Source organism: Vulcanisaeta souniana JCM 11219 (assembly GCF_026000775.1).
Classification (GTDB): domain Archaea; phylum Thermoproteota; class Thermoprotei; order Thermoproteales; family Thermocladiaceae; genus Vulcanisaeta; species Vulcanisaeta souniana.
Genome location: NZ_AP026830.1, coordinates 2,008,799 through 2,035,452 on the forward strand (window position 1 = coordinate 2,008,799; position 26,654 = coordinate 2,035,452).

The 26,654-nt window shown below is 43.8% G+C and carries 33 protein-coding genes; 14 read left to right on the top strand and 19 right to left on the bottom strand.

The features are described 5' to 3' along the window. Positions 1-88: 88 nt before the first annotated feature. From Vsou_RS10920 to tatC, 3 genes are all read right to left on the bottom strand, one after another. On the bottom strand, positions 89-454 hold the full coding sequence (locus Vsou_RS10920; protein WP_188604274.1) for a nucleotidyltransferase domain-containing protein: 366 nt from the start codon (positions 452-454) through the stop codon (positions 89-91). Next, the gene (locus Vsou_RS10925; RefSeq protein WP_188604275.1) at positions 430-813 is read right to left on the bottom strand and encodes a HEPN domain-containing protein; all 384 of its coding nucleotides are present in this window, start codon (positions 811-813) and stop codon (positions 430-432) included. The genes Vsou_RS10920 and Vsou_RS10925 overlap by 25 nt, the downstream gene beginning before the upstream one ends. A 113-nt stretch (positions 814-926) precedes the next feature. Then, complete coding sequence (gene tatC, locus Vsou_RS10930; RefSeq protein WP_188604276.1) at positions 927-1,802, bottom strand: twin-arginine translocase subunit TatC; 876 nt, start codon at positions 1,800-1,802, stop codon at positions 927-929. A 129-nt stretch (positions 1,803-1,931) separates the two neighbouring features. Between tatC and Vsou_RS10935 the strand changes: the two genes are divergently transcribed. Further along, on the top strand, positions 1,932-2,306 hold the full coding sequence (locus Vsou_RS10935) for a winged helix-turn-helix domain-containing protein (RefSeq protein WP_188604277.1): 375 nt from the start codon (positions 1,932-1,934) through the stop codon (positions 2,304-2,306). 5 nt (positions 2,307-2,311) lie between these two features. On the opposite strand, the gene Vsou_RS10940 is transcribed toward Vsou_RS10935, so the two are convergent. From Vsou_RS10940 to Vsou_RS10950, 3 genes are all read right to left on the bottom strand, one after another. Further along, positions 2,312-2,665: a twin-arginine translocase TatA/TatE family subunit gene (locus Vsou_RS10940; RefSeq protein WP_264890728.1), complete on the bottom strand. Its 354-nt coding sequence runs from the start codon at positions 2,663-2,665 to the stop codon at positions 2,312-2,314. Between the two features lie 21 nt (positions 2,666-2,686). Beyond that, positions 2,687-3,085 (bottom strand): Sec-independent protein translocase subunit TatA/TatB, encoded by a 399-nt coding sequence (locus Vsou_RS10945; protein ID WP_229709962.1) that lies wholly within the window; start codon positions 3,083-3,085, stop codon positions 2,687-2,689. A 144-nt stretch (positions 3,086-3,229) separates the two neighbouring features. Next, on the bottom strand, positions 3,230-4,015 hold the full coding sequence (locus Vsou_RS10950; RefSeq protein ID WP_188604193.1) for a hypothetical protein: 786 nt from the start codon (positions 4,013-4,015) through the stop codon (positions 3,230-3,232). 202 nt (positions 4,016-4,217) lie between these two features. Between Vsou_RS10950 and Vsou_RS10955 the strand changes: the two genes are divergently transcribed. From Vsou_RS10955 to Vsou_RS10965, 3 genes are all read left to right on the top strand, one after another. Then, positions 4,218-4,910: a peroxiredoxin gene (locus Vsou_RS10955; RefSeq protein ID WP_054844481.1), complete on the top strand. Its 693-nt coding sequence runs from the start codon at positions 4,218-4,220 to the stop codon at positions 4,908-4,910. A gap of 67 nt (positions 4,911-4,977) precedes the next feature. Further along, on the top strand, positions 4,978-5,367 hold the full coding sequence (locus Vsou_RS10960) for an aconitase X swivel domain-containing protein (protein ID WP_188604194.1): 390 nt from the start codon (positions 4,978-4,980) through the stop codon (positions 5,365-5,367). After that, the gene (locus Vsou_RS10965) at positions 5,351-5,653 is read left to right on the top strand and encodes a hypothetical protein (protein WP_188604195.1); all 303 of its coding nucleotides are present in this window, start codon (positions 5,351-5,353) and stop codon (positions 5,651-5,653) included. The genes Vsou_RS10960 and Vsou_RS10965 overlap by 17 nt, the downstream gene beginning before the upstream one ends. On the opposite strand, the gene Vsou_RS10970 is transcribed toward Vsou_RS10965, so the two are convergent. From Vsou_RS10970 to Vsou_RS10985, 4 genes are read right to left on the bottom strand one after another with little or no spacing between them, the layout of a single operon-like run. Beyond that, on the bottom strand, positions 5,620-6,477 hold the full coding sequence (locus Vsou_RS10970) for an N-glycosylase/DNA lyase (protein ID WP_188604196.1): 858 nt from the start codon (positions 6,475-6,477) through the stop codon (positions 5,620-5,622). The two genes, Vsou_RS10965 and Vsou_RS10970, sit on opposite strands and share 34 nt — an antisense overlap. A gap of 2 nt (positions 6,478-6,479) precedes the next feature. After that, the gene (locus tag Vsou_RS10975; protein WP_188604197.1) at positions 6,480-6,986 is read right to left on the bottom strand and encodes a hypothetical protein; all 507 of its coding nucleotides are present in this window, start codon (positions 6,984-6,986) and stop codon (positions 6,480-6,482) included. Positions 6,987-7,027: 41 nt separating this feature from the next. Further along, the gene (locus Vsou_RS10980; RefSeq protein ID WP_188604198.1) at positions 7,028-8,266 is read right to left on the bottom strand and encodes a site-2 protease family protein; all 1,239 of its coding nucleotides are present in this window, start codon (positions 8,264-8,266) and stop codon (positions 7,028-7,030) included. A 5-nt stretch (positions 8,267-8,271) separates the two neighbouring features. After that, positions 8,272-8,982: a hypothetical protein gene (locus tag Vsou_RS10985; RefSeq protein ID WP_188604199.1), complete on the bottom strand. Its 711-nt coding sequence runs from the start codon at positions 8,980-8,982 to the stop codon at positions 8,272-8,274. Positions 8,983-9,091: 109 nt separating this feature from the next. On the opposite strand from Vsou_RS10985, the gene Vsou_RS10990 reads away from it, so the two are divergent. After that, on the top strand, positions 9,092-9,967 hold the full coding sequence (locus Vsou_RS10990) for a DUF2208 family protein (RefSeq protein WP_188604200.1): 876 nt from the start codon (positions 9,092-9,094) through the stop codon (positions 9,965-9,967). 32 nt (positions 9,968-9,999) lie between these two features. On the opposite strand, the gene rpl12p is transcribed toward Vsou_RS10990, so the two are convergent. Continuing rightward, complete coding sequence (rpl12p, locus tag Vsou_RS10995; protein WP_188604218.1) at positions 10,000-10,335, bottom strand: 50S ribosomal protein P1; 336 nt, start codon at positions 10,333-10,335, stop codon at positions 10,000-10,002. Positions 10,336-10,402: 67 nt separating this feature from the next. Here rpl12p and Vsou_RS11000 point away from each other — a divergent pair, with 67 nt between their 5' ends. After that, complete coding sequence (locus Vsou_RS11000; RefSeq protein ID WP_054844486.1) at positions 10,403-10,684, top strand: hypothetical protein; 282 nt, start codon at positions 10,403-10,405, stop codon at positions 10,682-10,684. Between the two features lie 115 nt (positions 10,685-10,799). Here the strand turns inward: Vsou_RS11000 and Vsou_RS11005 are convergent, their stop codons facing one another. Then, entirely contained in the window at positions 10,800-11,561 is a 762-nt protein-coding gene (locus Vsou_RS11005) for an enoyl-CoA hydratase/isomerase family protein (protein WP_188604219.1), read from the bottom strand. Positions 11,562-11,665: 104 nt separating this feature from the next. Between Vsou_RS11005 and Vsou_RS11010 the strand changes: the two genes are divergently transcribed. Further along, positions 11,666-13,441 (top strand): aldehyde ferredoxin oxidoreductase family protein, encoded by a 1,776-nt coding sequence (locus tag Vsou_RS11010; protein WP_188604201.1) that lies wholly within the window; start codon positions 11,666-11,668, stop codon positions 13,439-13,441. A gap of 4 nt (positions 13,442-13,445) precedes the next feature. Here the strand turns inward: Vsou_RS11010 and Vsou_RS11015 are convergent, their stop codons facing one another. Genes Vsou_RS11015 through Vsou_RS11030 form a run of 4 tightly spaced genes read right to left on the bottom strand, consistent with a single transcriptional unit; the run spans position 13,446 to position 15,731 of the window. Further along, positions 13,446-14,147: a class I SAM-dependent methyltransferase gene (locus Vsou_RS11015; RefSeq protein ID WP_229709964.1), complete on the bottom strand. Its 702-nt coding sequence runs from the start codon at positions 14,145-14,147 to the stop codon at positions 13,446-13,448. Between the two features lie 4 nt (positions 14,148-14,151). Further along, the gene (gene pth2, locus Vsou_RS11020; protein ID WP_188604202.1) at positions 14,152-14,517 is read right to left on the bottom strand and encodes a peptidyl-tRNA hydrolase Pth2; all 366 of its coding nucleotides are present in this window, start codon (positions 14,515-14,517) and stop codon (positions 14,152-14,154) included. Positions 14,518-14,523: 6 nt separating this feature from the next. After that, positions 14,524-14,706 carry an NAD(P)-binding protein gene (locus Vsou_RS11025; RefSeq protein WP_188604203.1) on the bottom strand — a complete coding sequence of 61 codons (183 nt, stop codon included), beginning with the start codon at positions 14,704-14,706 and terminating at the stop codon, positions 14,524-14,526. Positions 14,707-14,741: 35 nt separating this feature from the next. Beyond that, the gene (locus tag Vsou_RS11030; protein WP_188604204.1) at positions 14,742-15,731 is read right to left on the bottom strand and encodes an ROK family protein; all 990 of its coding nucleotides are present in this window, start codon (positions 15,729-15,731) and stop codon (positions 14,742-14,744) included. 91 nt (positions 15,732-15,822) lie between these two features. On the opposite strand from Vsou_RS11030, the gene Vsou_RS11035 reads away from it, so the two are divergent. The 3 genes from Vsou_RS11035 to Vsou_RS11045 are packed head-to-tail and all read left to right on the top strand — an operon-like array spanning position 15,823 to position 17,886. Beyond that, the gene (locus tag Vsou_RS11035) at positions 15,823-16,575 is read left to right on the top strand and encodes a Dna2/Cas4 domain-containing protein (RefSeq protein ID WP_054844488.1); all 753 of its coding nucleotides are present in this window, start codon (positions 15,823-15,825) and stop codon (positions 16,573-16,575) included. 32 nt (positions 16,576-16,607) lie between these two features. After that, complete coding sequence (locus Vsou_RS11040; protein WP_188604205.1) at positions 16,608-17,042, top strand: universal stress protein; 435 nt, start codon at positions 16,608-16,610, stop codon at positions 17,040-17,042. Positions 17,043-17,085: 43 nt separating this feature from the next. After that, complete coding sequence (locus Vsou_RS11045) at positions 17,086-17,886, top strand: mechanosensitive ion channel domain-containing protein (RefSeq protein ID WP_188604206.1); 801 nt, start codon at positions 17,086-17,088, stop codon at positions 17,884-17,886. 20 nt (positions 17,887-17,906) lie between these two features. Here Vsou_RS11045 and Vsou_RS11050 read toward each other — a convergent pair whose 3' ends face one another. Next, positions 17,907-18,569: a potassium channel family protein gene (locus Vsou_RS11050; protein WP_188604207.1), complete on the bottom strand. Its 663-nt coding sequence runs from the start codon at positions 18,567-18,569 to the stop codon at positions 17,907-17,909. A gap of 67 nt (positions 18,570-18,636) precedes the next feature. On the opposite strand from Vsou_RS11050, the gene Vsou_RS11055 reads away from it, so the two are divergent. The 3 genes from Vsou_RS11055 (at position 18,637) to Vsou_RS11065 (ending at position 19,467) form a co-directional block, all read left to right on the top strand. Beyond that, positions 18,637-18,777, top strand: a complete 141-nt coding sequence (locus Vsou_RS11055; protein ID WP_229709965.1) for a cytidine/deoxycytidylate deaminase family protein — start codon at positions 18,637-18,639, stop codon at positions 18,775-18,777. A gap of 254 nt (positions 18,778-19,031) precedes the next feature. After that, positions 19,032-19,169, top strand: a complete 138-nt coding sequence (locus tag Vsou_RS11060; RefSeq protein WP_188604208.1) for a hypothetical protein — start codon at positions 19,032-19,034, stop codon at positions 19,167-19,169. Positions 19,170-19,278: 109 nt separating this feature from the next. Continuing rightward, positions 19,279-19,467, top strand: a complete 189-nt coding sequence (locus tag Vsou_RS11065; RefSeq protein WP_229709966.1) for a hypothetical protein — start codon at positions 19,279-19,281, stop codon at positions 19,465-19,467. A gap of 147 nt (positions 19,468-19,614) precedes the next feature. Here Vsou_RS11065 and Vsou_RS11070 read toward each other — a convergent pair whose 3' ends face one another. Beyond that, a complete protein-coding gene (locus tag Vsou_RS11070) occupies positions 19,615-19,815 on the bottom strand; it encodes a DUF1922 domain-containing protein (RefSeq protein WP_054844490.1) in 201 nt (66 codons plus the stop codon). Positions 19,816-19,967: 152 nt separating this feature from the next. On the opposite strand from Vsou_RS11070, the gene Vsou_RS11075 reads away from it, so the two are divergent. Then, complete coding sequence (locus tag Vsou_RS11075; protein ID WP_188604209.1) at positions 19,968-22,643, top strand: adenosylcobalamin-dependent ribonucleoside-diphosphate reductase; 2,676 nt, start codon at positions 19,968-19,970, stop codon at positions 22,641-22,643. Between the two features lie 5 nt (positions 22,644-22,648). Here Vsou_RS11075 and rgy read toward each other — a convergent pair whose 3' ends face one another. After that, a complete protein-coding gene (gene rgy / locus Vsou_RS11080) occupies positions 22,649-26,440 on the bottom strand; it encodes a reverse gyrase (RefSeq protein WP_188604210.1) in 3,792 nt (1,263 codons plus the stop codon). Positions 26,441-26,654: the final 214 nt, after the last annotated feature.

A 26,654-nucleotide genomic window follows, 5' to 3' on the forward strand; every position in this document is an offset into this window, starting at 1 on the left:
CGATTAATGTCTGCGGTATGCTCATTATTATTAATCATTAATTCCGCGGATTTATTAAGTCTTGTGTGGTTAAGTTGGGTAGGTGAAATCACTGCTCCGGGTTTATGCCGTAGGTCCTCATTAGGTCGACGAGCCTAACTGCTTCATGCCTCATCTGCCTTATCCAGGCCGTCACTTCACCATTCCACTCCTCAGTGGTGTATATGAAGAATTCAATCCTGGGCTCAATGAATTCCTTAAGCAACAACCTCCTCTCCAACTGATTCATACCCCTCACGTCATCACTAATAATCACTAGGTCAATGTCGCTCATGTCCGTGTAATCACCCCTAGCCCTGGAACCAACTACGTAAACCTCGGAAATACTAATCCTAGACCTCGCCCTCCTCACGAATTCCCAAGCCCTCCTAAGCAGGACGACTTGACTCCCTACTGCAGATTTTGCCTTACCCATTCAACCACCTCCCTAGCCATCTCAAGGGCATTCCTAGCCTTACCCTCAGTATATACTTCGTATGGTAGCCCATTAGCCGCATCAGTGTACCTGGAGACCGTGTAATGCATAGTCAACTCCCTAAGGTAATCCATTATTCGTGATACATCGATACGAAGCTCATCCCTAATTATGTAGCCGAGCTCCACCAAATCATGGCCCTTGACCACCTTACCCCTCGAAATAAGCAAAGCCTTTAGTGCCTTTTCAACGGCCTGTTGCGCCCAAAATGCGCAGGCATAATAATCGCCAGAATTAAGGGAATTCTCCGCCGTGCGCAGGTCCCTAAGTGCCTGGGCAAGCCATTTTTGGTACTCCATTACTCATTAACTAATTAATACCAGGGCTTAAAATATCATTCCGTGATAATATCTATAGTGTCTCATGAACATGTCATACCATGTTAATAGATAACGGCAAGGATAGGCCCGGACTACACCTTAGGCATGTTCCTATATATTACCTTACTCCATACGTACCCCGCCTCGAATAGTGCTATGAACATTATGAACCATAGTAGTGTGCTCACCAGTGTTGGGTCTGGGTTTATTATGGATATGGCTACGAGGACCCCGAAGTAAATGTAGGGCCTATTCCTTGAGAGTGCATCGGGTGTTATAAAGCCCACCCGGGTGAGTAGGGCCATTGCCACGGGTGTTTCAAAGAGGAAGCCCGCGAAGAATAGTGTCGCTATTAAGGTGTCCAGAAAACCACTTGTTGTGAGTAGGTGCACAAAACCGAACAGGCAGCTCCAGAATAGGCTTATCCTTAGGAAGGCTGGGAATACGAAGTAATAACCAATGAACGCGCCTAAGTAGAATAATACCATGGCTATCCAGACATAAGTCCTAACAGCCCTTAACTCATGGGGGTAAAGGGCTGGTTTAACATATTGGTAGACTTCATAGACTAGTACGGGTATTGTCACGAGGAGTGCTATGACCATACTGAGCTCGACGCTGAAGACGAAGGGGCCGAGCACCGTGGTCGATATTATGCCTATGGGTTGTGTGGAATTACCAACAATGTAATTGCTGGAGCAGGTTATGGATTTAGCTGAGGAGATGACTTGGTTGAACACGTAATGCCTGAACACAAAGGCTATTATTGGGTTATACTCCATGGTGAAGAAGCCAATGGCCACCTGGGCAATGTTGTGACCATGAACACTAGGCATGGGTAGCCAAAGGGCCACAAAGACTATTGCGAAGACCAACAAAGCCCTCCTAAGCCTAACCCCAAGCTCACGAACATGCTCCCAAAAAGGCAACTCCCTATCAAATGGCGGCCTATCCTCACCTTCACTCATTATTACCTATGAAGCTAAATACTGGGTAAAAATTCCTTTTTCACATAAATGATAAGTAAATAGATATAGCGATTATTTTAGGGACATTGCTTATTTCAAAAAGGATAAAGTTCTGTATTTATTTTACCCATGATTGACATGAGCGTGAGTGTTAGGTTTAGGGTTTGGGTTGAGGTTGGTGGTAGGCATGTTATTGGTCCTGGTGGTTATGAGATTCTTAAGGCTATTGATGAGGTTGGTTCCATAAGTGGTGCCGCCCGTAAATTGGGCATGTCTTACCGCTTCATCTGGAATTACATTGATAGGATGGAGAAGATGCTTGGCGTTAAGTTGGTTGATGCATGGAAGGGAGGTAGGGGAAGGGGTGGAGCAAAACTAACACCAGAAGGACAAGCCCTACTACAATACTACGAAGAAATACTCAAGGAAATGAACGAAATAGCGAACAAATGGGCACAACAACTAATGGAAAGGCTAAAGAACATGAGTGAGGAAGATCAATAATTCTTTTATTTATCATTACTTGATAGCTTCTTCATTATTTCATCTATTACCTCCTGCCTAGACCTTCCCTGGGTATTTATATTAAGGGCCTTGGCTATCCTGAGTAGGTCTGGGTCTATTGCCTCGTTTATTGTCTTTTTTATATCCAAGGTGGCATTGTTTATTGATACCTTTGTCTCATTAATAGGCTCATTAACTTCTCTCATGAAGTCCTCCATGGACCTCCTGGCCCAGTTATACCACCTACCCAACTCCCTGGCAATCCTTGGTAGTGCCTCTGGTTTCCAGGCGATTAGGATTAGTAGGAATAGGAAGATCAATAGGCCTGTTTGACCGTCGAGGATTAGGTAGACATGCATTTTTGAGTCCCTTGTTGAATTTCACTTATTACTCATCCTCCAATTAATCTCCTTAATCAAATCCTCCTCAGACTTACCCCTGGTATCAATACCCAGTTTTTCAGCGATCTCAAGAACCTTGGGATCAACACTGGCCTTTGTGGTTGCAGGCCCATTCCTCTGCTGACCAAGGGCCTTATTAATCTCCGCAAGCAACTCATCCCTACTCTTCCCACTTGGGTCAATACCAAGCTTCTTGGCAACCTCAATGAGCTCAGGCTCCGGCTCATTCTCAGCGGCACCACGCCTAAACTCCCTAATGGACTGACCAAGGCTCCTGGCCAACTGGGGAATCTTACTCGGCCCCCAAATAACGAGGACAATAAAAGCTATGATGATTAAAATCAAGGTCTGAGTATCAATGAATAGTAGTACGCCCATCAATATGAGTATCATGGATTAACTTAAAAACTTTGCTAACAATTATATGAAAATTCTTTCCTGAATTAATAAATGGAATTGAATGCGAGAGTAAAGGCATTAAGTCTTTATTAAAAGTGGAGCTGAAATTAACAATCATAACCATCATAAACTCTTAACCAAGTTCTTATGAATAAACACCAATAAGACTAAGGTTATTAACGTTAGGAGCGGTATCACTATTAATGAATAGTGAATTAATTCAAGAGCATTAATGTCAAGTATGCTCATAATAACCATCGCCATTGGCGAAATACTGAAGGCAGGTGCCGTACAAACTCCCAATCCACAGGCCGAACTAATAAATGCTGCTGTGCCCGTAGATGCCACAATACCCACAGTACTACCAATAGCACTACCTAACCTACTGATTATGTGCTTGGTTGCAATCCTCAACTGCAGATAAGAAATACTAACTATTAACCACGTACTCAATACCAGGTTAATAATGCCTATTATCATGAACGTTAAATTAACCGGGTTAATTAATAGAAAATTATTGGAGATTCTGTAATTATAATTTATTAGTCTCAGAACGCCTGAACTAATTAGGTAAGTGATCACCGCTGGTATAAGCAATAATAAGTATACTTGTATTAATTTTTTATTAATGAAAATGTCGAAAATACCGTGAGAATTGTAAATCCTGATTATATCACGCATGAGGGCTCTCACCAATGATGAACTATACCAATAAATTAAAAAAGCACCTAATGCTAAAAGTAGCGTCATACCGATCATTACCTCGAGGTACTTACCAGCGAAGACCCTAACATTAACGATATTAATATAACCCACCAAGAAGTCAACTGGAGTTAGCGCTAATGGTAAGATCACTGTAAATACTACAAAAATGTACATTATCAATAACGCAATACCCTCACTACTCATAATCCACCATCTTCAACATATCATAATTAAATTTAAAGTAATTTAATTCGCATATTTTAAATGATCCTTTAAATGCTCCCTACAAACCCGCCACCCGCACCTCATTGTATAAATACCAATATATCATTTAACTATTTGTCTAGTGAATTTAAAATAACGAAGAAACTTCATTTAAATATATGGCCATTTACTGACCCGTAGTATGCCAATAACAATCCCGTCAATAGGGGAAAAATTCCCTGAGCTAAACGTAATGACAACTCATGGACCAATGAAACTACCAGATGCCTTCAAGGGTAAGTGGTTTATACTCTTTAGCCATCCAGGCGACTTCACGCCGGTGTGTACCACGGAGTTCGTGAGCTTCGCTAAGCACTATGACGACTTCAAGAAGCTAAATACAGAGTTAATAGGCTTAAGCGTTGATACTGATATCAGCCACATTGAGTGGGTACAGTGGATTGAGAAGACACTCGGCGTTAAGATACCATTCCCAATAATTGCTGATCCGCTGGGTAACGTCTCAAGGGCTCTCGGCATGTTACATGCAGAGTCTAGCACAAATACTGTTAGGACTGTCTTTATAGTTGATGATAAGGCGACGATAAGGACAATACTATACTACCCACTGGAGCTTGGTAGGAATATACCAGAGATACTCAGGGTAATTAGGTCGTTACAACTCATTGATAAGTATGGCGTTGTTATGCCAGCGAACTGGCCGTACAATGAGGTAATCGGCGAAAATGTGCTGAATCCACCACCGCATAATGTCGAGGAGGCTCCAAAGAGGCTCCAGCAGTACAAGGGCTTCGCTTGGTGGTTGACTTACAGGGAGTTGCCTAAGGAGGAGGTTGAGGAGACCAAGAGGGTTATTAAGATTAGGATTGAGTAATTGAATGTAGATATTAAACACAGTCATAAAAATTAATAAGCATGTTTCTTTCCTTTCCCGATTGCTAATGAAGTTTAAGGGAGAGACCTTATTCGGTAGTGGGACTATTGATGGTGAATTAATTACCTACAAGGAGCCTCTTTCGTTCCTCGGTGATGTTGATGGAAAAAGCGGCATCATAAAAACTATAAACGTCAACATAGCAGGTAAGGTACTGGCGATACCTAGTTCGAGAGGCTCAACGGTTGGCCCCTACGTAATGTACCAACTAAGCAAGTACGGCAAGGCGCCACTGGTAATACTAAGTGTTAAGGCAGATACCATGCTGATAATTGGCGCCGTCATGGCGCAGATACCAATAATGACTAACCTGCCCAAGGAAATCCTAAACATAAGGAGTGGAGTCGCGGTACATGTTGATTTGGATAGGGGTGAGGTTTATGTCAATGAGCCCTGAGGCAAGGTTAGCATTACTACTACTTGAGGAACTTGAGCTTAGGGGAGGCAAGGTGAGACTTAAGTACCTTAAGGTCTATAGGTTGATCAACTATTGGCTTGGTCATGATTACGCAAGGAAAATAATCGATAGACTGGTCTTAACAGGATACATAGCAATTAAGAATGACCGTATCGAGCTACTGCGCAGGTTTAAAACAAGTAAGAGTCAGGGTCAAGTTTATAGGGAGGCAAGGGAAATCGCCACCAATACCTACCTATTAATGCACCGGCCGCCCAATAAGTAAAGCAACTCATTGACTCTCTTATCACGGATGCCAAGCCCACTTAACCCATTAATTGCCTTGTTCATTTCGAATGAGGAATTTATTAACAAGCCCCCAAGCACCCAAATCACTGAGTCTAGGTTAAGGGGTGGTATGCCACTGAGTCTACCTACCTCATTCCATACATCCTGTATCTCTTGCCTGCGCCTAACCATAATCTCCCCAGCCAGTTGTCGCGCATTAAGTGAATTACTTGCGATGGGTATTAATCCACTGCATATTGTTATTACGGTAACCCTATAATCAACGGGTATTGGGATATCCATGGGCACATTAACATCAAGGCCGCAAGCCCTATCCACGTAGTAGGCTATCTTCACGGCGAAGACCACAGTCTTCTCATTACCATGAGCATTAACAACGCTTGAAAGGAATCTCCATAGTGACGTCAAGTCATGCAGGTATTTACCTGCATCTAGATTGGTTAATCGAGGACAAGCATTCCTAATCCTCCTAATTCTTGAACTCCTATATCTAGCCAGGTACTTACTATTCATTACATAGCCGATAAAGTCATTGCATAGATCACTTGGTCTATTTCTAATGAAGTAATTGGCGAAGTAATCCCAGTGATCCTCACCCTTACCAGTCAATTGATAACTAATTAGTGCATTGAGAACCGTAAGCCTTAGGGTGACGCCAATGTCATTATTTAACCCATTGCAGAGTCTCGATATCGATAGAAACTGAGGATCCCTTTCCTCAAACCTCCTAACCCATTCAATACCAAGCTCACGCAGTATTAATGCAATTCTCTCCTTGACATTCTCCTTAGCAATACCCATCCTTAACCCCGTACTAACCTACGTATTGTATAGACCCTCCAGATAGTTATTATGGCAATTACCTGACCCCAGTCGAGGTAAAGTAGTGGTTTCCCTACGGTAACCATGGAGTAAACAAATGGATAAATAATAATGGGTGCGCCTATTGTGAATAGATAAATGTAGTGTGTAATTACGTAGGAAATGCCGTAAATGATGCCGGAGGAATCAAGGACCATTGATGGTTTGATTATGTAAGCAATATACGTAATAATCCAGGCAAGGAATAGTAATGATGAAACCCTCCACATGTATAGGTAAAGCGGTAAGTAATGGAAACCAATACTGATAACATCCCCAGCTCTATAGATCACATAACCATATACTCTGAGTTCCAGGGCAAACGCCTCACCGAAATTAGTAAGACCCATTGGGAAAAACAGGACGGTAATTACAATGCCCAGTATTGTACCCCTCCTTATCTTGGTGCTTGTATCACCATGCTTACCAACGGCGGTGCTACCGCTCATTATCAAAGCCCGGGCTAGGTATATTTAAAAGGATTCGCACTTTAAATTAACCTGTATAGCCCAGTTATTAGTGTGTAGTAAAGTGTCAATCCTATTAATGACCACAGGACCACCGACAATCCAATCATTACCTTGCTCCTTAATGCCTGGTCTTTTATTACGCTGGCTAATATTGCATCTAGAAACTGCCCGCCATCGAGTGGATATGCTGGGAAGGCATTAAGTAAAGCCAGCGTCAGATTCAGCGTGTATATCCAAAACATTAGGTTATAGAAGGACCTGCTCTCGACAACTACACCCCACGGACTCACATATAGGGCTGAATAACCCAGTAGCTCCATTGTGAGGTTTTTAGTACTTAGAACTTCACTAACTATGGCTCCGTTTATTGGATTCAGCGCAGTCACAGTCACGTTACTTGCGTTTACTGAACTTAATATAGAGATTAAGGTATATACGCTGGCTATGGGGTGTCCATTTACCGCGGTTATTATGTAACCGCTCTTAAGAGCTATATCTGTGGAATTAACCGTGTAAACAATGGTGGTCCCCAAAAGGCCCTGGGTCAGTTGTGGACTAAGTAATGCAAGCCCCACAAGGGCAGCTGCGATGTATGCGAGGATTATGTTCATGAAAACTCCGCTAGAGTATACCGTAAGTCTAATGGGCAAGCTCATCTTCCTCAACTCCTCTTCATCAATCTCAACAAAGCCGCCAAAGGCTAGGAATAGTAGTGCAAAGGCGCCTCCTGACTTTATTCTTATTCCGTACCGTGATGATACGGCGCCATGGGCAAGCTCATGGAGAAGGATACCAATTCCTATGGCCACTATTATGTAGATGAATGTATAAAGCGACACTGTAACGCCAGGTATCAATGGTGCCAGTGGTGTGAATCCCTTTTCCACGGCCTCAATTGGGCTTAATCTATGTACAACAGCCACAGCCATTAGTACCAAGTTCCTAACCATTAGGTAGAGCATTGATGGTAATCCCCACGCATTAACACTCATTATTGTTAATGGTATAGGGACAATTACAAACATGGAAATCAGGAAAAGCCCAACTGTTAGCGTGATCACTAACCAACTCGGTACCCTACGTAGTAAGTTACCGAGAGGTGCTATGATATCCTTTACCAACTCCTCATCTCTAAGCATTATGAATACTCCATAGTATATCTTGATGGGCACCTTAACACCAAGGAATCTCAGGAGGTATACTACACCAACGATTATGAACCAAGCCGCAATCACTGCTATTAAACCAAGGTACTGCACTGTAATCACCTAAACCTTAATATGGATCCTGCACCAGCATCATGAATATTCCTATGAGTAATCACTAATTCCTTCCTTAGTCTAGGTCCGGTGCCATGTAACGGATAAACCCCATTCAACCACCTAATTACATCCATCAATAAAGCACCTTGGTACTCACTTATTGATGTAGCTCCTAATCCACCAATGAAGTACTTAATACCTAATTCCCTGAAGAATTTCACAATATCACTGTCATTAATAAGCCATAGATTCAAACCACAGCCACTGATTAGCAGACCATAATTTGGTAAATAAATAAGTAACTCACCAACCCTCCTATTACCAACCCTAATAAACTCAACAGTACCAAAACTAAGCTTAACCTTCTCCCTGCCACCAACCTCAATGACATCAAGACCAAGTTCATCCAACTTGCTCCTAAGTTCAAACCCATGTATCGTATTATCAACAGGCATTATAACCGTGGATACACCCGTCAATGCGTCAATACCACCCCAGTGATGATTAACTGGCGTTGTTACAATAAGTAGTCTAGGTTTAATGTTGATACCCAATACCTTGCTATTACCAACTAGCTTATTAGCGCTTGAGCAAGCATCAATTAATAACTCATTGTTAACAAGTAACGATATAGAGTTATCCCTCTCTACGTTTGGTGCCTTTACTTCGTTATCGCATATTACATTAATTACTAATTCATCACTAGCATTCATTTCCACTACACGGTGATTATAAGGAAAATAAACCTTTTCTCACTTCCCTGCCTATGCCCTGTCCTGTATTTGGTAAGGTTTTAAATGGGTATTAAAGTAGACTTCCGAGATGTTCACTCAACAAAATAGTACACGGGGTAAGGTACTTAGGTACCTATGGCCGATAATATTCACAATAGTATTTGCAGTGGTGGGTGCCTGGGGTAACATAGCCCATGAAACATCGATAACATACGTAATAGTGATCGCCTACCTAGCAATATTCTTCGGGATAGTCATAGTAATGGGTATTAGGAGCACCAGGACCAGGTTTAGGGAGATCGAGGAATACATGAAGGTTAGCAAGACGGGTGCCGTAGAGAAATTAACACGTGATGATTTCATGAAGGCCATGGAGAAGGATCCTGAGTACATGCAGGAAACAAACAAGTTTGTTAAGTCACAGATGAAGAACATGGTGGTACTTATGGTGGTTCTAATAGGACTATTGATGCTCTATACGTATGTGCTTTCGGGGCCATTCATATCACTGGCTAAGTACATCTCGAATACGGTAAACATTGGTTATTACCTAAAGCCTTGGTTTACACAAACCATTGAGGAAGCCAACCTTTTCTATGCATACTTCATTGACTACCTAATATACTTCGGTGTATTCTTTGTACTTATGTACGTTATATTCAGGGTCATGAGGATGCCCTTCATGACAACCAGCGTACAGATATCTAACTTCCCATACACAATAAATAAGGAATTAATAATCTTCAAGGATGCAATGCTTATAGACGGCATGTACCTGCTCAAATCACCAATACCTGTCAAGCAGGTAATAATTAATGAGAAGAGGAGATTCGTGGAATTTGAGCTCGTAAAACCACTGCCTGGTTTTCCATATAGCAAGATAAGGATTTATCACAAGTCGCCCAGGGAATTATGGGACAAAGCCATGAAGAATTTATTCAGAGTTGAAAGCGAGAATAAATAATTTTTACACTTGTACTAGATAAAATATTTTAATCAACCAAACAGACTTGATAAACCAGCAGCAATCTCCTCTTCACTGGGGCCCTCCTTCTTTTCCTCAGCTTTCTTCTCCTCCGCCTTAGTCTCAGCCTTCTGCTCACCACCAGCTGCGGCACTACCTGATGTTGCCGCTGAGGCGGCCGCTACGGGCATCGCCACTGCAGCCTTTATAGCCTCATCAATATTAACCTCCTTCAACGCAGCCACAAGCGCCTTAACCCTAACCTCATCAACCTGTATCCCAGCTGCCTGTAGAACCTTAACCACATTCTCCTCGCTAATGGGTTGTTTACCGTAGTGCAATAGTAATGCCGCATATACGTATTCCATACTTCCTCGACATGACACTTGAGAGCCACTTTAAAAACATTACTTAATACAATAAATCCAAGGAGGTATGGCCAAGATAATGATTATAATAACGAGCAAGTGGGACTACCTCAAGGACCAACTAGACGCATTGTGCACACAGGTGCTTAAGGCAGGAATTAATTGCGAAATCAAGAGTTATGATGAGCCGGAGGCCATGAAATTCATAATCAGGTATGGGATTAATAACGGCATGGTGAGAATACCACAAATCTACATCATAGATAATGACAAGGTAAGGCAGGTTAAATACAGAGTTACGAACGACCTCAAGCTAGTAATTGATGATTTCAATAACCCTAATCAATGAGCATAAAATATGGCCGGGGTAACCCACGACCTTCATCGGCCCGATCCTTCGGGGCTCTGTGTGGCTAATCAAGAAATAACACCTTAAGTTTAATAATATTTCGCTGTCATAATCCCTAGAACTTGGGTTGCCTCTTCTCCTTAAACGCCTTAATGCCCTCCTGGAAATCCTGGCTATATCGCAGCAGCGCAAAGGTTTTTCTCTCGATGTCAAAACCCACCTCCATTGGTGAGTCCTGAATAAGCCTAATAGCCCCCTTCAACGCCTTAACTGCCAGTGGCGATAATGACATTAAGTCCCTGGCTATCTCCCTGACTCTCTCGTGAATTTTAGGCAGCTCGACAACCTCATGCAACAAGCCATACTGTAACGCCTCATTCGCTTTAATCCTCGTACCAAGGAGTAAGTGGTATTTTGTGCGGAGTGGACCGAGTGCCTTAACAATCCTTGTTAAACCGCCGCTTGCTGGTACCATGCCAAGCCTGATCTCGGGAAGCCCTATCTCCACGTCTGGTGTGCCGACCCTAATGTCGCAGGCGAGGGCTAATTCAGTGCCTGCGCCAAGTACGTAACCCCTGAGGAGGGCTATCGTTGGTTTGCTGAGGTTCTCTACAGCCTCTATTGTCCTACCCCAGTCAATTAATTCGTTGGGTGTGGTGTTTAGGAATTCCGTAACATCACCACCGGCACTAAATGCCTTATCACCACTGCCCTCGAAAATCACGACCCTCACGTTACTGTCCTGCTCCAACTCATTGATTATCCTACCCAGGTCCCTCCTCATCTCAAGCGTTATCAAGTTCAATGGCGGCCTATTTATTATGACCTCAGCAATACCATTGTTGACCCTTACCAACCAACCACTGCCTGAGTACATATTCTCCACAGTTTTCAAAAATATGACCTAGTTTTAAATAAATCCTAGAATTAACATGATTAAGTAAAACCTTATTAGTCAGCTACTTAGGTGGTGATGTCAATATGCATGGTTATGCAGGTAAGGTACTATGGATTAATTTAAGCCGTAATGAAGTAAGGACTGAGAGTATTAATGAGAATGTGGCTAGGCTATTCATAGGAGGTAGAGGATTGGGGTTAAAGATAATCTTTGATTTGAACCTAAGCCTTAGTAGTGTTGATCCATACGGCGCCGAGAACCCATTGATAATAGCCACGGGGCCTCTGGGTGGGACAAGGATACCGCTGGCAACTAGGGCGGCGGCAATCTTCAAGTCACCGCTCACGAATAGGTGGAGTTACTCAACCGTTGGCGGGACCCTGGGCGCATACATGAAGTATGCGGGTGTTGATGCCGTGGTGATTACTGGAATAAGCCCGAGACCTGCTCACCTGGTTATTAGTGATGGTAAGGTTGAGTTTAGGGATGCCAGGGAGTTATGGGGTTTAGACACCGTGGAGACCGAGCACGCCATAAAGAGGGAGTTTAAGGACTCCGCGGTACTGACGATAGGGCCCGCTGGTGAGAATAAGGTACCGTATGCGTGCATTGGCCATGAGGAGTGGAGACAGTTTGGACGCACTGGAGCCGGGGCTGTGATGGGTAGTAAGAATGTGAAGGCCATAACCTTCATACCCGTCAGTAAGGCTGTGGATGTGGCTGATGATAAGGCATATCAAGACCTAGCTAGGAACCTTGGTAGGCAAGCCGTTACTAGCCCTGGCATGATACCCATTAGGCAAGGCGGTACTGTGAGACTAATAGATGCTGGCAATGGGATGGGCTTCTTTCCATCAATTTACTGGACCAAGGTCGTTATGCCTAATTGGGAGGACATATCGTGGGAAAAGACGCTAAAGCCTAAGTACTTCATTAAGCACGGCGCTTGCCTCTACTGTCCAGTGGCGTGCCATAAGGTTGTTAGGTCAAGTAATGGTGAGTATGATCTTGAGTACGAGACCACGATGGCCCTTGGAGGCCTAACTGGTATTCATGACCCACAGAGGCTCATTGACCTTGCAGAACTAGCTGATAGGCTTGGCTTCGATACGATAAGCCTCGGAAACACAATAGCCTTCCTGATATACCTTGGCAATAAAGGTATCATTAAGGGCGCGCCAAGGTGGGGTGATTATGATGGTGTTAGGCAGTTAATAATCAACATAGCCTATAGGCATGGACTCGGTGAGTTGGCCGCACTGGGTACAAAGGCCATTGCTGAGAAACTGGGTGTCCAGGATCTCGCGATACATGATAAGGGCCTTGAACCCGCTGGTTATGATCCTAGGACCCTTAAGGGCATGATACTCAATAACGCGATCTCAGAGAGGGGTGCCGATCACCTGTGGTCAAGTGCCTATGCCATTGATACGGCTGGTCAAGCGGGTGGTAGATTCGCCACAGGTGAGGAGAAGGTCAAGGCCGTCATGGAACTCGAGGAAAGAAACGCCCTATATGACTCAATGTTGCTGTGTAAGTTTGGTAGGGCGATATATATGTGGGACGTGATTAGGGATGTTATGAATGCCGTGACGGGTCTTAACTATACCATTGATGAATTAAGGGAGGTAGCGCAAAGGGTCATTGTGCTTCATAGGTACATGAATGGAACTACCATTGAACAAGATAGGCTACCGCCAAGGTGGTTAAGGGAACCGGTAGAATATGATGGTAAGCAGTACGTGGTTGCTGAGGAGGAGTGGTCATTCATGGTTAGGAAGTACTATGAATTCCGTGGCTATGATGAATCAGGAAGACCTAAGCGGGAAACACTTACCAGGCTTAAGGTTTTGTCCTGAGGAATTACGACCTAACAGCCCTTATTAAAAGGAAGATCCTAAGGTATGCGCGGTAAGTCACAATCTCACCCACGGTATGATTAACCAAGCTTCTTAACCATGAATGACCACCGATATTCCTGACCGTGATCCTCATGGCCATGTAGTCCCTGACCTCCCTAGGTGCAACTATGGAGACCAATAACGGTAGCGCAAAGATTAGATAAAATAAAAGGACTGCGTAGGCCAATGGGCTATCTGGTCTCCAGAACTCAAGGATAATTAACGATCCACCTCTCCTCAGCACCCTACGCGCCTCAAGAAGGGCAAGAACCTTATTATTGAATTGTCTCAGTGCAAACGAAGTATAGACTACGCACATGGTTCCCTGCTTAAACGGCAAGTATTCGCCAACGCCAACCACCCTATCAACAACCACAGAATGCAGATCACCCCTTAATCTAAGTCCATTAACTGCTGGATCAAGCATTATCACGGGTCTATGCCTAAGGCCGTTATTAAGAATGAACCTAGTCATGGATCCATCACCAGCCCCAAGATCCAGCAAGTAACCCTCGCATTTATTCATTGACTTGAGGACTTCCTCAAATGCCCAATACCTGAGTCTCCTTAATTGAAAAAGGGTGATCACCGTATTAACCAACTCATAATTCGAGTAAGCAAAGACCTTATTCATCACATCCCTAAAGAACCGGGATAAGCTCACACAATCACCTTAGCAACTTTAACGAACCAGTGACCTTATTAATTAAATCCTCAGGCCCAGGCCCAATGGCCAACACGGTAATCGTGCCCGGAGGCAGTTCCGTGAGTCCAGCGTCCTCAACGAGAAATGTCGGTAAGCCTAACTTCTCAGCCTTCTCCCTAAGCCTAAGCAGTTCCTCCATTGAATTAACCACTAGAACAACCTTCTTCTGCCCAGAGGATTCCCAGGCCCTAAACCACTCAAGCCAGTTCCTCCTGCCATCCTCAATGATCCTGAGCACGGCCCCAACGGCCCCATGAGCCGCCTGAGCCGCAGTCTTACCGCAGGACATCCCAAGGTCAGTTCTAACCACAATAACCTGCTTATACATGAGTAATCACCTCAATGGGTTCCATTCATTGAGTATCCTCATGGCTGCGTTATAACCAGGCGCACCAGCTACCTGCCCACCAAGCCACGTTGCATGATCAAGGACTAAAACATTTAGTCCAGCTTTGGTTAGGACTATGCCTGTGACTAAACCATTATATCCTGCATCAATTATTACGGTATCAACCATGTACATTGAATAATTAGTATATTGTTTTAATAACCTTAACTAAGGAATCGTTTATAACGTTCCACGTACTTGCTCAGCGTATCAGGGGTTCTTATGGCCAGGGCGGCCGCGCCTATTATACCCACGTCATCGCCAAATTCCGTAAACTCTATACGCGCTGGTTTAATAGGTATGGCTAGGTAGTGCCTTAGGTATCTCTCGATAAAGCCTTTAAACAAATCCTTATTATTAAGCGCCATTGAGCCACCCAGTACTATTATTTCTGGGTCGTAGGCGCTTATTACGTTCACTAACCCAGCAACATACACCCTAGCCAGGTAGTTATCAATAAAGTCCCTCGCAAGTTCATCCCCCTCGTAATAGGCTTGAAAAACCTCCTCTGTACTCACGTTACCATTTTTAGTGAGTTTATCGTATAGCCTTGACTTATAGGATTTTCCTTTAATGAATTCCTTAATGACCCTAGGTATGTTGGCGCCCGAGCCAAGGGCCTCCCAATGGCCGTAACCACCACAGCCGCATTGTATTCCCGAGTTTATGTCAATTACCAAGTGCCCAATTTCGTGGGCATTGCCGTCCTTACCAACGAGCAAGTGCCCATCAACTATGATCCCTGCGCCAATTCCGGTGCTAAAGGTCATGTAGATCAGGTTATCAGCACCCTTACCGATGCCGAATAGGTACTCGCCCCACACGGCTGCCATGGCATCATTGCCCAAAACCACCGGCATCCTGAATGCCTTTATTATTGGCTCCGCAACCTTAAACCTCCTGATGGGTGCATTTGGTGCCCAGGGGACGATGCCCTCCTTTAGGTCCAAGGGTCCTATGGAGCCTATGCCTATACCCTCAATACTGCTGTCCATGGCCAAGTCCCTTATTAGCCTTATAATCATGTTTGCTACGACATTCTCATCGCCGGTACTCGGTTGCTTAGTCTTCACTTTGTTAATAACATTACCATTCTTATCTATGAGGCCAACCCTTATGTACGTAGCGCCAATGTCTACTCCAACATATACCATACAAACCACCTGCTTTTTCATCCGTTTTTAAGTTATTAGTCGTGATTGTTGGGTTTATAAACGGGTAAGCGATGGGATTTTACTGTGATTTATGGCTAAGTTGGTTATAAAGCCCATAGCAGATGTGGTTAGTGAGGATGAGATTAGGAGAAAAACCGAGGAGTACCTAGATGAGATGCTTAGGGTGTCCAAGATTATTGGTGATGACCTATACCTCATAGATAAACCTACCGGCAAAGCCACGCCGTCATACTTCAGCAACGATTGCTTTGTTAAGTCATTGATTAAGTTAAGGTTTGGTACCATAACCAATATGGATGGAATAAGGAACTTAGCAAGGGGTAGGGCAGTCCATGATCTTTACCAGGAATGGTTTAGGATCGTTAACCCAAGGGTTCACGTGGAGGTCGAGAGCGGGATAGAGACAGCGGATACCTCGGGCAGGGCCGACATTATTTACATGCGTGAGTTCGATGGCGAGGAGATCTGGGGATTAATAGAGTTGAAAAGCTCGTGGAACCTGAATGAGGATAGGGAAAGGAGATACCTCAAGCAAGTGGTCTCCTACATAGTTATGCTGGAGGAGACTGGAGTGGCAATTAGGGAGGCGTACCTAGTTACAATGAGGGATGTTAAATCACTACCCATAAACAAACTAAGAAGGGAGAATCAAAGCGTACTAGCCGAGCTTAAACTCCTTGAGTCATACCAGGGATGGCCAATAGAGCCTCCGGACCCATTGCTATGCATGAAATGCGAGTTGAGGCCTATTTGCACGACATACGCGATTTATAGGAGTAGCAAGTCCATTGCAGATACGGAGAATGTGCACAACACCGAATAATACTTATTAACAGCAGTTTAACCCTTGGATCTGTGTCTTCAATATCAAAGATACTGGTGGGTTTTGACGGTTCAAAGGCTGGAGAGAAGGCCCTTGACTATGCAATAGGCATCGCCAAGAGATTCGGCGCTAAACTCTATGTGCTTCACGTAATTGAGGAAGGTAAGATAGCAATAGCGCCGGATTCCTCAATGTATCCCGCATTAATAGACACCATGGAGAGACAGGGTAGGGATCTTCTAAGTAAGGCCGTTGAGCGTGCTAAGAGCCTTAGTGTCGAGGCAGAGGGCTTACTTGAAATAGGCACTGACGCGGCTGACACGATCATAAATGTTGCGAATAACCTTAATGTCGACTTAATTATAGTTGGTTCGAGGGGATTAAAGGGATTAACGAGGTTCCTCCTGGGCTCCGTGAGTGAGAAGGTCGTTAGGTACGCAAATAGGCCTGTGCTTGTCGTGCATTAATGCCGTTAGGTTTAAAATACGTGATCAAGGAGGTTGTTTCATAATGGTGGAAGTCAATGTTAGTAACGCAGGCGGTGGAGTAATTAACTTAGTCCCGGGTTGGGTTTGGTACGCGGTAATAGTTGTTGTTATATCCGTGGTCATGTATTTCGTACTTGACTACATATTTGATAAGTTAGTTAGGGCCGTGGTAAAGCTCTCGAGGAAGGGTGATGTTGAGAATGCAAGGTTTATCTTCAGGATAATGCTAGTGGTGACCATATTATCGGCTATAGCCTATGCCTTTAGGCAGTACTTAATAGTGGGTTCTCTGCTCATTATCGTGGCGGTCATACTAATACTGGGCACAAGACCAATAATTGAGGAGTACCTCACAGGTAAGCTCAGTAGGCTCGTTAAGGATTATTCACTGGATGTTGGAGATCACGTGGAGGTCATGGGAATTAAGGGCTATGTGATCAAGCAAACATCGCTTGGGCTAATAATTAGGAGTTCACGTAATGAGTTAATTTATGTACCATATACGCTCATGCTAAAGAACGTAATTAGGAAGGTACCGCCTGCCGAGGGTATTGAGGTCAGGATACCGTTTAAGGTGCCCAAGGATGGTTTGCTTATTGATGACTTGCGTAAGGAATTGAATGACTATATGGAGGAACTAGGTATTGAGGATCCTCATGTGGATGTGGCTGCCATTGAGGATAAGTATGTGGAGTTGATTGCCAGAGGTACGTATAAGGACTTAAGGACCTTAGATGATGTTAAGTACTCAGTGCTTAACAGGGCCTTTGAATTATCAATGGAACTTGGCAAGAGATATAGTAGTGTGAGGAGTAATGAGTAACGCTATGGGATTATGCGCATCTACTCCGTAGATAATTCCTTTATGAGTTTGTTAATACTTGCCGAGGGGCCGACTATTACTAATTCGTCATTACCCTCGACAACATAATCACCACTTGGCTTAATGGTTCTGCCTGACGTGATTACGTATGGCACCGCTACTTCATAATTATCAACGATATAACTAATTTGTTTACCTATTATTTGCGATTTTTCATCAACTCGTATTATTACAAAGGAAAGGTTCGTTGATGGGTCCGTGAATATTGATTCAGCCACTCTCTTCGTTAATATGGCTTCTATGGCACTCGTTACTAGGTCTTCCACGTTTATCATGGATGTAATATTTAGTTCCCTGAATAAATCCTCATTACTCTTATTATTAACCCTCGCAATTATTATTGGCACGCCCTTTCCTACGGCAATACTACACGCTCTATGATTTAGTTCATCATCATCCGACAACGCCAAGAATAGTTCGGCCTTATCAATACCAACTTCGCTTAATACATCCTCACTGCCAGGATCACCCCTATACACCAGTGCCGATGACTTAAGCGCCTTGAATGCCCTTGAGCACGCCTCATCGTTTGAGTCGACAATGACTATTTCATACTTATCCATTAGTGTCTTGGCCACGTTAATGCTTATGTTATTTGCCCCAACTATTATGGCAATCCTCAATATAAATCACCAACTGCATGACATAGGTGGAAGCCATTTAAATTCATTATTACCTAGGCATTAAACTGTGAATGCGAAGGATTGGGTAGATCTCGTAATGGACGGATTAAAACTCTCATACGCGCCATACAGCGGGATTAAAGTAATCGCATTAGCCATAACGCCCGACGGTAGGTATATAGAGGGAATGTGGAGAATTCATCCCTAGGACTTACGGTATGCGCCGAGAGTGTTTCCATATTCAATGCCATATCAAATGGAGAAAGGAAGATAAAGACTATAGTACCAACATCAAACTTAGATAAACCGATACATCCCTGTGGAGCCTGTATAGTGGGTGTTTTCTATGATCTAACCCGTAATAATGATTAACACGTAGTAATTAAGCCCCTTAAGTTAATTATTACATTTTAATTTCGTAAGTATGACGCTAATTATAATAATGAGTATCTCTACCTTCAATTGAAGCGTAGAGGATTTAATGATGCGAAGGCTATTGCGGACGAGCTCCACGGCGCTGGTTTTAATGCATTGATTGGCAGGTACGGTAGTTACTCAAGAGCTTATTTGAATGAAGATGAAATTGCGAAAGACCTGTAACTCCTTTTGAGAGTTCTTGAGAGGATGCCTAAGGATTCTCTTGAGAGTGATAATAAGGAGAGGGTTCAGATTATAGCAAGGGTAATTACGAAATTGAAGTATGGCGGTAATGGGTTTTCAATATTTGTTTAACGCCAGGACTTATGGGCGTTGTGGCTCCTCATTCCTTATGTTTTGTCTTCAAGCAATGAGCGAGTTTGGTGTTGAGAAGGTGATCATCGTTCATGGCAGTAAGACAATAAGTCATAGCCTCACGGAGTTGTTCCCAAAGCCATTCAGTGACTGGAGGAAAGATTAATTTAAGGTTTCAAGGCCTGTTCGATTCAATAAAATTATTATCTTCACCACTTAGCTTAAGCGATTGGGGTTTCTCTCAGTACATATTGAAGCTTGATGGAGTTGGGAATAACTTGGTTAATTGGTTCGTTCTTCCGGAATTGGTGCATTAAGGTTTTCTCTTTAATTCCCTGGGTGTTTTCAGTTTCAAAATAATTTCCCTAGCCTCCCTACCATTTCCTGCCCTAGCTATTATTGATGCTTCCTCGATACGTATTAAGTAGCCGCAGTAGGGGCACTCGTGGGTTTTAACTGTGTCACGAACAACGGAGTAATTCCCGCACCTGGGGCATGTAATAACTAGGTACATCAAGTACCTAGTGTATACGGGGTTTTATTACTTTCAGGTTTAATCACACAACTCTAGAGTTGGGCGAAGTAATATATATTCCTTACAAGCGTGTTCATGCTGGTTTATTTTATCTTATTTCATTATTAATAAAGTAATTTAAATTCTGGATTGTGTCATTAAGTACTGAGGCAGTAAGTAAGGTGGTTGGGATAAAGATTCTGAAAAGAAATGGAACAACAGAGGACTTTTCAAGAGATAAGTTAGTCCGTTCTCTTAAACTTGCGGGTGCCCCAGACCCTGACCTTGTAATTAAAGTCCTAAATATTAAGGGTACCGTACCAAGTAGTGAACTGTCAGATAGGGTTCAACTTATCATGCTTAACATGGTCACTGATGACTTAAGATGGCATGATGCGGCTAGGAACTACCTACTATGGAGTGTGTATAAGCAGGTTTGGGGTAAGGACGTTGTTAAGGCAATTAATGATGGAAGAGCCAAATTTGAAGATGCGTATAGAGAGGGCTTTAGGACTTGGTTTAGGGCCGGTCTTGAACATAGGATTTGGGATTCGGAGATGAGTGCTTGGTATGCCCAGCACATTGATGAACTGGCTAAATACCTCGACCCAAGTAGGGATCTACTACTTACCTACAATGGCGTTAGAACGTTAATGAGTAGGTACTTGTTGAAGAGACTCGATGGAACATTCTTCGAGACACCCCAGTACCTATGGATGAGGACGGCAATGGGCGTAGCCTACGCGGAGCTTAAGTATGGTGGTGATCCAATAACGTGGTCAAGGAGGTTCTACGACCTAATGAGCCAGTTAAAACTAATGCCCAACTCACCAACGCTTTACAATGCAATGACGAGACTTGGGCAACTCTCTGCATGTTTCGTGGTGCCCATTGATGATTGCCTATCCAGGGAGAGCGACACAAATAGGGAGGATCCAGAGTGCAACTTCGGAATAATGGATGCCCTAAGACTTGCTGCATTGATATTTCAGTCAGGCGGCGGTGTTGGTTATAACTTCGGTAAGTTAAGGCCTGAGGGTGATATTGTCAGGAGCACCACTGGGATAGCCTCTGGCCCGCTCAGTTTCATGAAGCTCTTTGATACGTTAGTGGACACAATTAAGCAGGGCGGTAAGAGACGCGGTGCCCAAATGGGCATGCTCTTCTGGTGGCACCCCGACATTGAGAGATTCATAACTTCAAAGAGTGGTGAGCTTAAGGATGTTCAGCTCCAGAACTTCAACATAAGCGTCGCCATAGATGACTACTTCATGCAGAAGGCACTTAAGGGTGAGGACGTTTACCTGGTGAACCCGAGGGAGTGTCCATGCCTATACAAGACCTGGGGTGAGGAATTCGTTAAGTGCTATGAGGGTTGTGTTGAGGCTATAAAGGCTGGTAAAATAAGGATTTGGAGGAGGATTAACGCCAAGGAGCTTTGGGACAAGATAGTTAAGTCAGCGTGGGACAGTGGTGATCCAGGACTATGGAATAGGGACTTAGCCAATTACATAAATAATGAAAAATTACCGGGTGAGGTCATAAATGCCACTAATCCATGTAGTGAGGAGAGCCTTTATGATTTTGAAAGTTGTAATTTAGGTAGTATTAATTTGGTGAAATATGTTTATGATGGTAGGATTGATTGGGATTCCTTGGCTAGGGATGTTCAGTTGGCCGTTAGGTTCCTTGACGATGTTATCGATGTTAATAAGTTACCGCATGATAGGCTTAGGAAGAGGGTCCTTGAGACTAGGAGGATTGGGCTTGGCACCAATGGTCTTGCTGATACATTAATAGCCCTTGGTCTTAGGTATGACTCACCGCAGGCGCTAGCCGTATCTAATGAGTTGGCTAGTTTCATTGCTAGGATGGCTGTTAGGGCGAGTATTGAGTTAGCTAGGGAAAAGGGTGCTTATCCAGCGTATAAGCATGGTGATTGGGCTGAGGGTGTGTTGCCATGGACAAAGCACAGGGAGAGACTTGAGAAATTCTCAAGTACTGTTGATAAGAATTCTGTTGAAGAGTATCTTAAGGTCCTGGATGCGGGTTATAATGATCCTAGGGTTAGGTCAGTAATTGACGGAGCTACGGCAGTACTTAGGGGCTACAGGGCCTTGGATGGTGAGTTGTCAATAGATGTAAGTACAATAGGTATTAGGAACGGTTCAATAATGAGCATAGCCCCTGAGGGCTCTAGGAGTTTGATTGCCGGCGTTAATTCAAGTATTGAGCCTCTCTTTGCTATCGCCTACATAAGGAACCTATCAATTGGAAAGCTAATTGAGTACAATTATACCGCTTTGAGGCTCTTGATGGTTACGAAGACGCTTGATGGGGTGACGAGGAGGTTCGTAGAGGAGTACGGAATACTGCCAAGGGATCATCCATTGGCTAATCTATTGAGGACTGCCCATGAGATTCACTGGAAGTGGCATGTATACATGCAGGTGACTTGGGCGAAGTGGAATGACTCAGGTGTTAGTAAGACAATAAACATGCCTAGTGACACGCCTATTGAGGATGTTGAACAGGCATATAGGCTTGCCTGGTTGTTGAATGCCTTTGGAATAACCGTGTATAGGGATAAGAGTAAGTCTGTCCAGGTAATATACACGGGTGTTAAGAGCGCTGAGACTAAACCCGTTGTTGAGGCTAAGGTGGAGTCCAGGCCTAAGATTGAGGCCAGGGTCAGCTATACATCATTGTCGTCACTTAAGGATAAGTTGGTCAGGATTAAGGGTAACGGGGAAAGTATTGAGGAAGAAATGCAGGAGGAGCTTGGTGAGACTGATGACCCGTACTGTAAGACCGGGTCCTGCGGCTAATGAGTTTAGGTAATAATGTTTTCCTTAAGTATCCCCTTACTTACGGCTTCATTAAATAATTCGTTAAGTACATCCATGTAGTCCCTCTCACCGACCTCAACATCATCCATGTGTTTCTCAACCATCCTAGTCCTCTCCTCACTAACTAGGTCGCTGAATTCCTTGTTATCCTCAGTTAGGAATTTATAGACTTGGCGGCCTAGGCTTGTTGGTACAACGTACCTAATTCTTCTTCCAACTATTAGGGCGTAGTGCCTCTTCAGTATTACATCTATGATCTTGGCGTAGGTGCTTGGCCTACCAATACCTCTTTCTTTCATCATTGTGATTATGTCCCCCTCTCTAAGCGGTTGCACTCTGCTTACCTTCTTTATATAGTCGGTACTTGATACGTCGTATTCACCAGGTGCGAGATCCTGGTACTCCCTACCATTGATGTGGCTCCAGATCCTTGTGAAGCCGGGCTCCAGTATCTTCGAGATCCTCTCAATTTCTTCACCATGCACATACTCATTATTAAGTTGTAGGCTTATTCTCAACTTCTCTTTCAAAACCCTCGCACTCTTCATCTGGCTCGCAATAAATCTTCTGAATATTAGATCATAGACCCTTAGGTGATTAGCCGTGACCTTAATCGCCAACTGAAGCAATCCGGTGTTGAGTAGGTTCCTTAGGTCGTCACTGTCAATGGGCCTTGTTGGCCTTATACACTCATGTGCCCCTATTTCCTTACCACCCCATGCCCTACCAACGAAGTACTCAGCGCCAATTCTCTCGCCTATGTATTCCTTGGCCACACTAATACCGACATTAGATACCCTTGTACTATCAGTCCTGTGGTATGTTATGAGTCCTGATTCGAATAATTCCTGGGCTATTGCCATGGTCTGTTCAACACTTAGGCCGAGTATGTTTGCGGAGTCCCTTAGCAGGGCATCCGTGGTGTACGGCGGCAATGGGTTTAGCTCCTCCTCGGCTTCCCCAACCTTTGTTATTGTTACCTTAATTGTTGCATCGGTAGGTTTATTCCTATGGAGCGCCTTGAGTACCCTTATTAATTCATCCTTATCAGGCGGTATACTTAGCCTGATCCTTATACCGTTGTTAAGCGTTAATGTCACCGAGTACACCTTGTCCCTCCTACTTTCATCATACCTTTCTATTATCCAGCCAAGGACCGGTGTTTGTACTCTACCCGCTGATAGTGTCTTTCTATTGAACTTCTCTTGAACCTTCTGACTGAGCCCAAAGCCTATCCACCTATCCTCAATTCTTCTAACTAACTGAGCGCCGACCATGCTAAGGCTTATTGACCTTGGGTTCATTATTGCGTCAATAATTGCCTTTTTAGTGACTTCATGAAACTCAATCCTGGCAATACTACTCACGTAGGGTCTCAGCATCATGTATGCGTCCCACGCAATCTTCTCACCCTCAGAGTCAGGGTCAGTACCGATCATTACCTGGTCAACCTCAGTGGCAATATCCCTAATGGTATTGACTATATCCATGGAGTCTACAAGCTTAGTACCGTGAACCCTACAAACATCCACGTCCTCAGTATATGTCTCGCCACCAACAGGGCATCTCTTTATTGTGCCGTATATTGGCACGAAACTACCGCCAGCCCTAAGTACCCCGTAATAGTCAATAAGTTTCTCCGCTCTCAATATTGAGGCGTAGTTCCTAACATCTGTCGGTGCTGCTGGTATTAAATCCCACATGTGTCCCTTAGTGGCCGTTATCAATAGGTATAGATTACCCAGTGTTGCCTCGTAAATGACCAAGGGACCGGCTTCCCTCCTTGTTGGGACTCCGAAGAAGCTTGCGATCGTCCTTGCCTTTGTTGGTGACTCCACAATAACGAATGCTGTCTTCAGGGGATCCTTCTCAAGAAATTGATTTGGGATGTTGCCAAGCATTATGTTCATTATTAATTCTCTCTCGTTCCTTATCCTCTTCATTAAGTCATCAATATCAATCTCGGTAATGCTCTGTACCTTAACATCCTCAAGCCTATACCTAAGATTCTTAACTAGGCCGTTGAATACTCTCTCATTATCAACGATCAATACTGATAAACCCAGGGATACACCACCGACGTAAAGCCTTGACGATCTACCACTTCCCTGTATATATGTTGTGACGTCAGGAATCACCACATAAAGCTCATCACCCCTATATTCAAGGCCTACCTCGTTTGATTGCTCAATAGCCTTCCTAATATTTTGCTCATTCAATAATTTGCCCACGAGTTCCACAGCCTCCTTAATCGTGTCAGCTGCATATCTATCGAAACCGCTCAATTCCTTACCTTCCTCAATGGACCTTAATAAGTTATTTATTTGCTCCTGGTTAAGCGCTGTTAGGTTCCTTAGTCTTGTAATAATTCTGTCAATATCGTTCCTTAGGTACTGAGGGACTATGTTCCTAATATTGAAGAGGAACATTAGGTACTTCATTGGCGTAAACTCCTCAAGTCTTAGCCTGAACTTCATGCGGGGTACCCCCGCGAAGATCACGTATGCTATTCTCTGGGGTAAATCAATGCCTCTTACAAGGGATGACCTGGACGTGGCAAGACCTATAAGTGCGTCTATTTTCCCATCAACAAAGTCATTAAGCAATGACTTGCTTGGTTTGATATAGGCAGCCGCCCTAATCCCCTCCTTGTTCAATTTCTCGGTTAATTCATTAACCAAGTCCTTAAGATCAGGCGGTACATATATTATTCCCCCACCACCCAACCTTTTCACCAATTGGACTGTTTCATTTACCAAGTTGTCCTGGGGCTTGACGTAAACATCCACCACGTTTCTAAGGCCCTCAGCCCTACCCCCAGTCTCAAAGCCTAGGAATTCCCTAAATAGAAAGAGTCTCGTCGTTCTTCTCATTCTCGTTAATGCGCCTGAGGCTATCAATATGCCTATGTTATTACTCTTCACATAACTGCTTAATTCATTACTTAATCTCTTAATGTCGTCCCTTAGTCTATTGATCTCCTCATCGCTCGCCCTAAACCTGATCGTCTTCCTGAGCTTCTTCATTAGGTCAACCACGGTTAATGCCTTATGCAAAGCTTCCTCACTAATACCAAGCAGTAATAGTATCCTGTCGATGTTTTTACTTGATGCTCTTAGGACGCTGTCTACATCATCAACGAATATCAGGGAGAACCTATACTTGTTGAGGATGTCCATGTGCCTTGGTAGAAAGGCATTGGTTATTATCAATACATCGAAATCCCCGTTCTCAATTGCCCTCATGGAATTAGCTAATTCCTGCTTGGATAATATTGAGGAGGCCATGACTATTCTTACATTGGTACCAGCCCTATTGGCGTAGTCAATAAGCCTTCTATGAACATCGTATGCAAGCGTTGATGTAGGGACCATGATTAATACCTTACCACCCTTCCTCAAGATGGTGTATAGTGAAGCGATCATCCCGAACGTGGTTTTTCCACTGCCCGTTGGTGCAACTATTGCAAAACTCTTCCCTTTAATGAGTCTCCTAGTCCACAGTCTCTGGGCGCCCCACATTCCTGTACCAACTATTCTCCTAAACATACCTGCGAATTCGTTATACTCATTAATTAAGTTCGATATTGATCTAAGCCTGTTAATCGTGCCCAACCTCTCCAGTAAATTCAACACCTCGATGGTGCCGGCCGCCCTCTTCGGTACATCAGGTAAGCACCTATGGCAAGGTAAACCAGCGCTCAATCTATCCGATGTTATATCCCCTCCACAATTCGGGCACGCTCTTCGGTATATAACTATCGGTTGCCTCTCCATTTAACCTTCCTTCATTATGAGTAACCCCTTAATAAACATAAGTGAGGGCATGGAACCCAGGGGATTCATTGTATTGCCGTAAATACAGTGCATATTGAAAAGAAACCTTGGATACCTAGTATTTAGTTAGGTAGGGCCCGCCTGTAAACGGGTCAGCCCTAAGTAGGGTTTGTAGCTCTTCGGGTTTTAGTACTTGGGATCTTTCAAGGTCTTG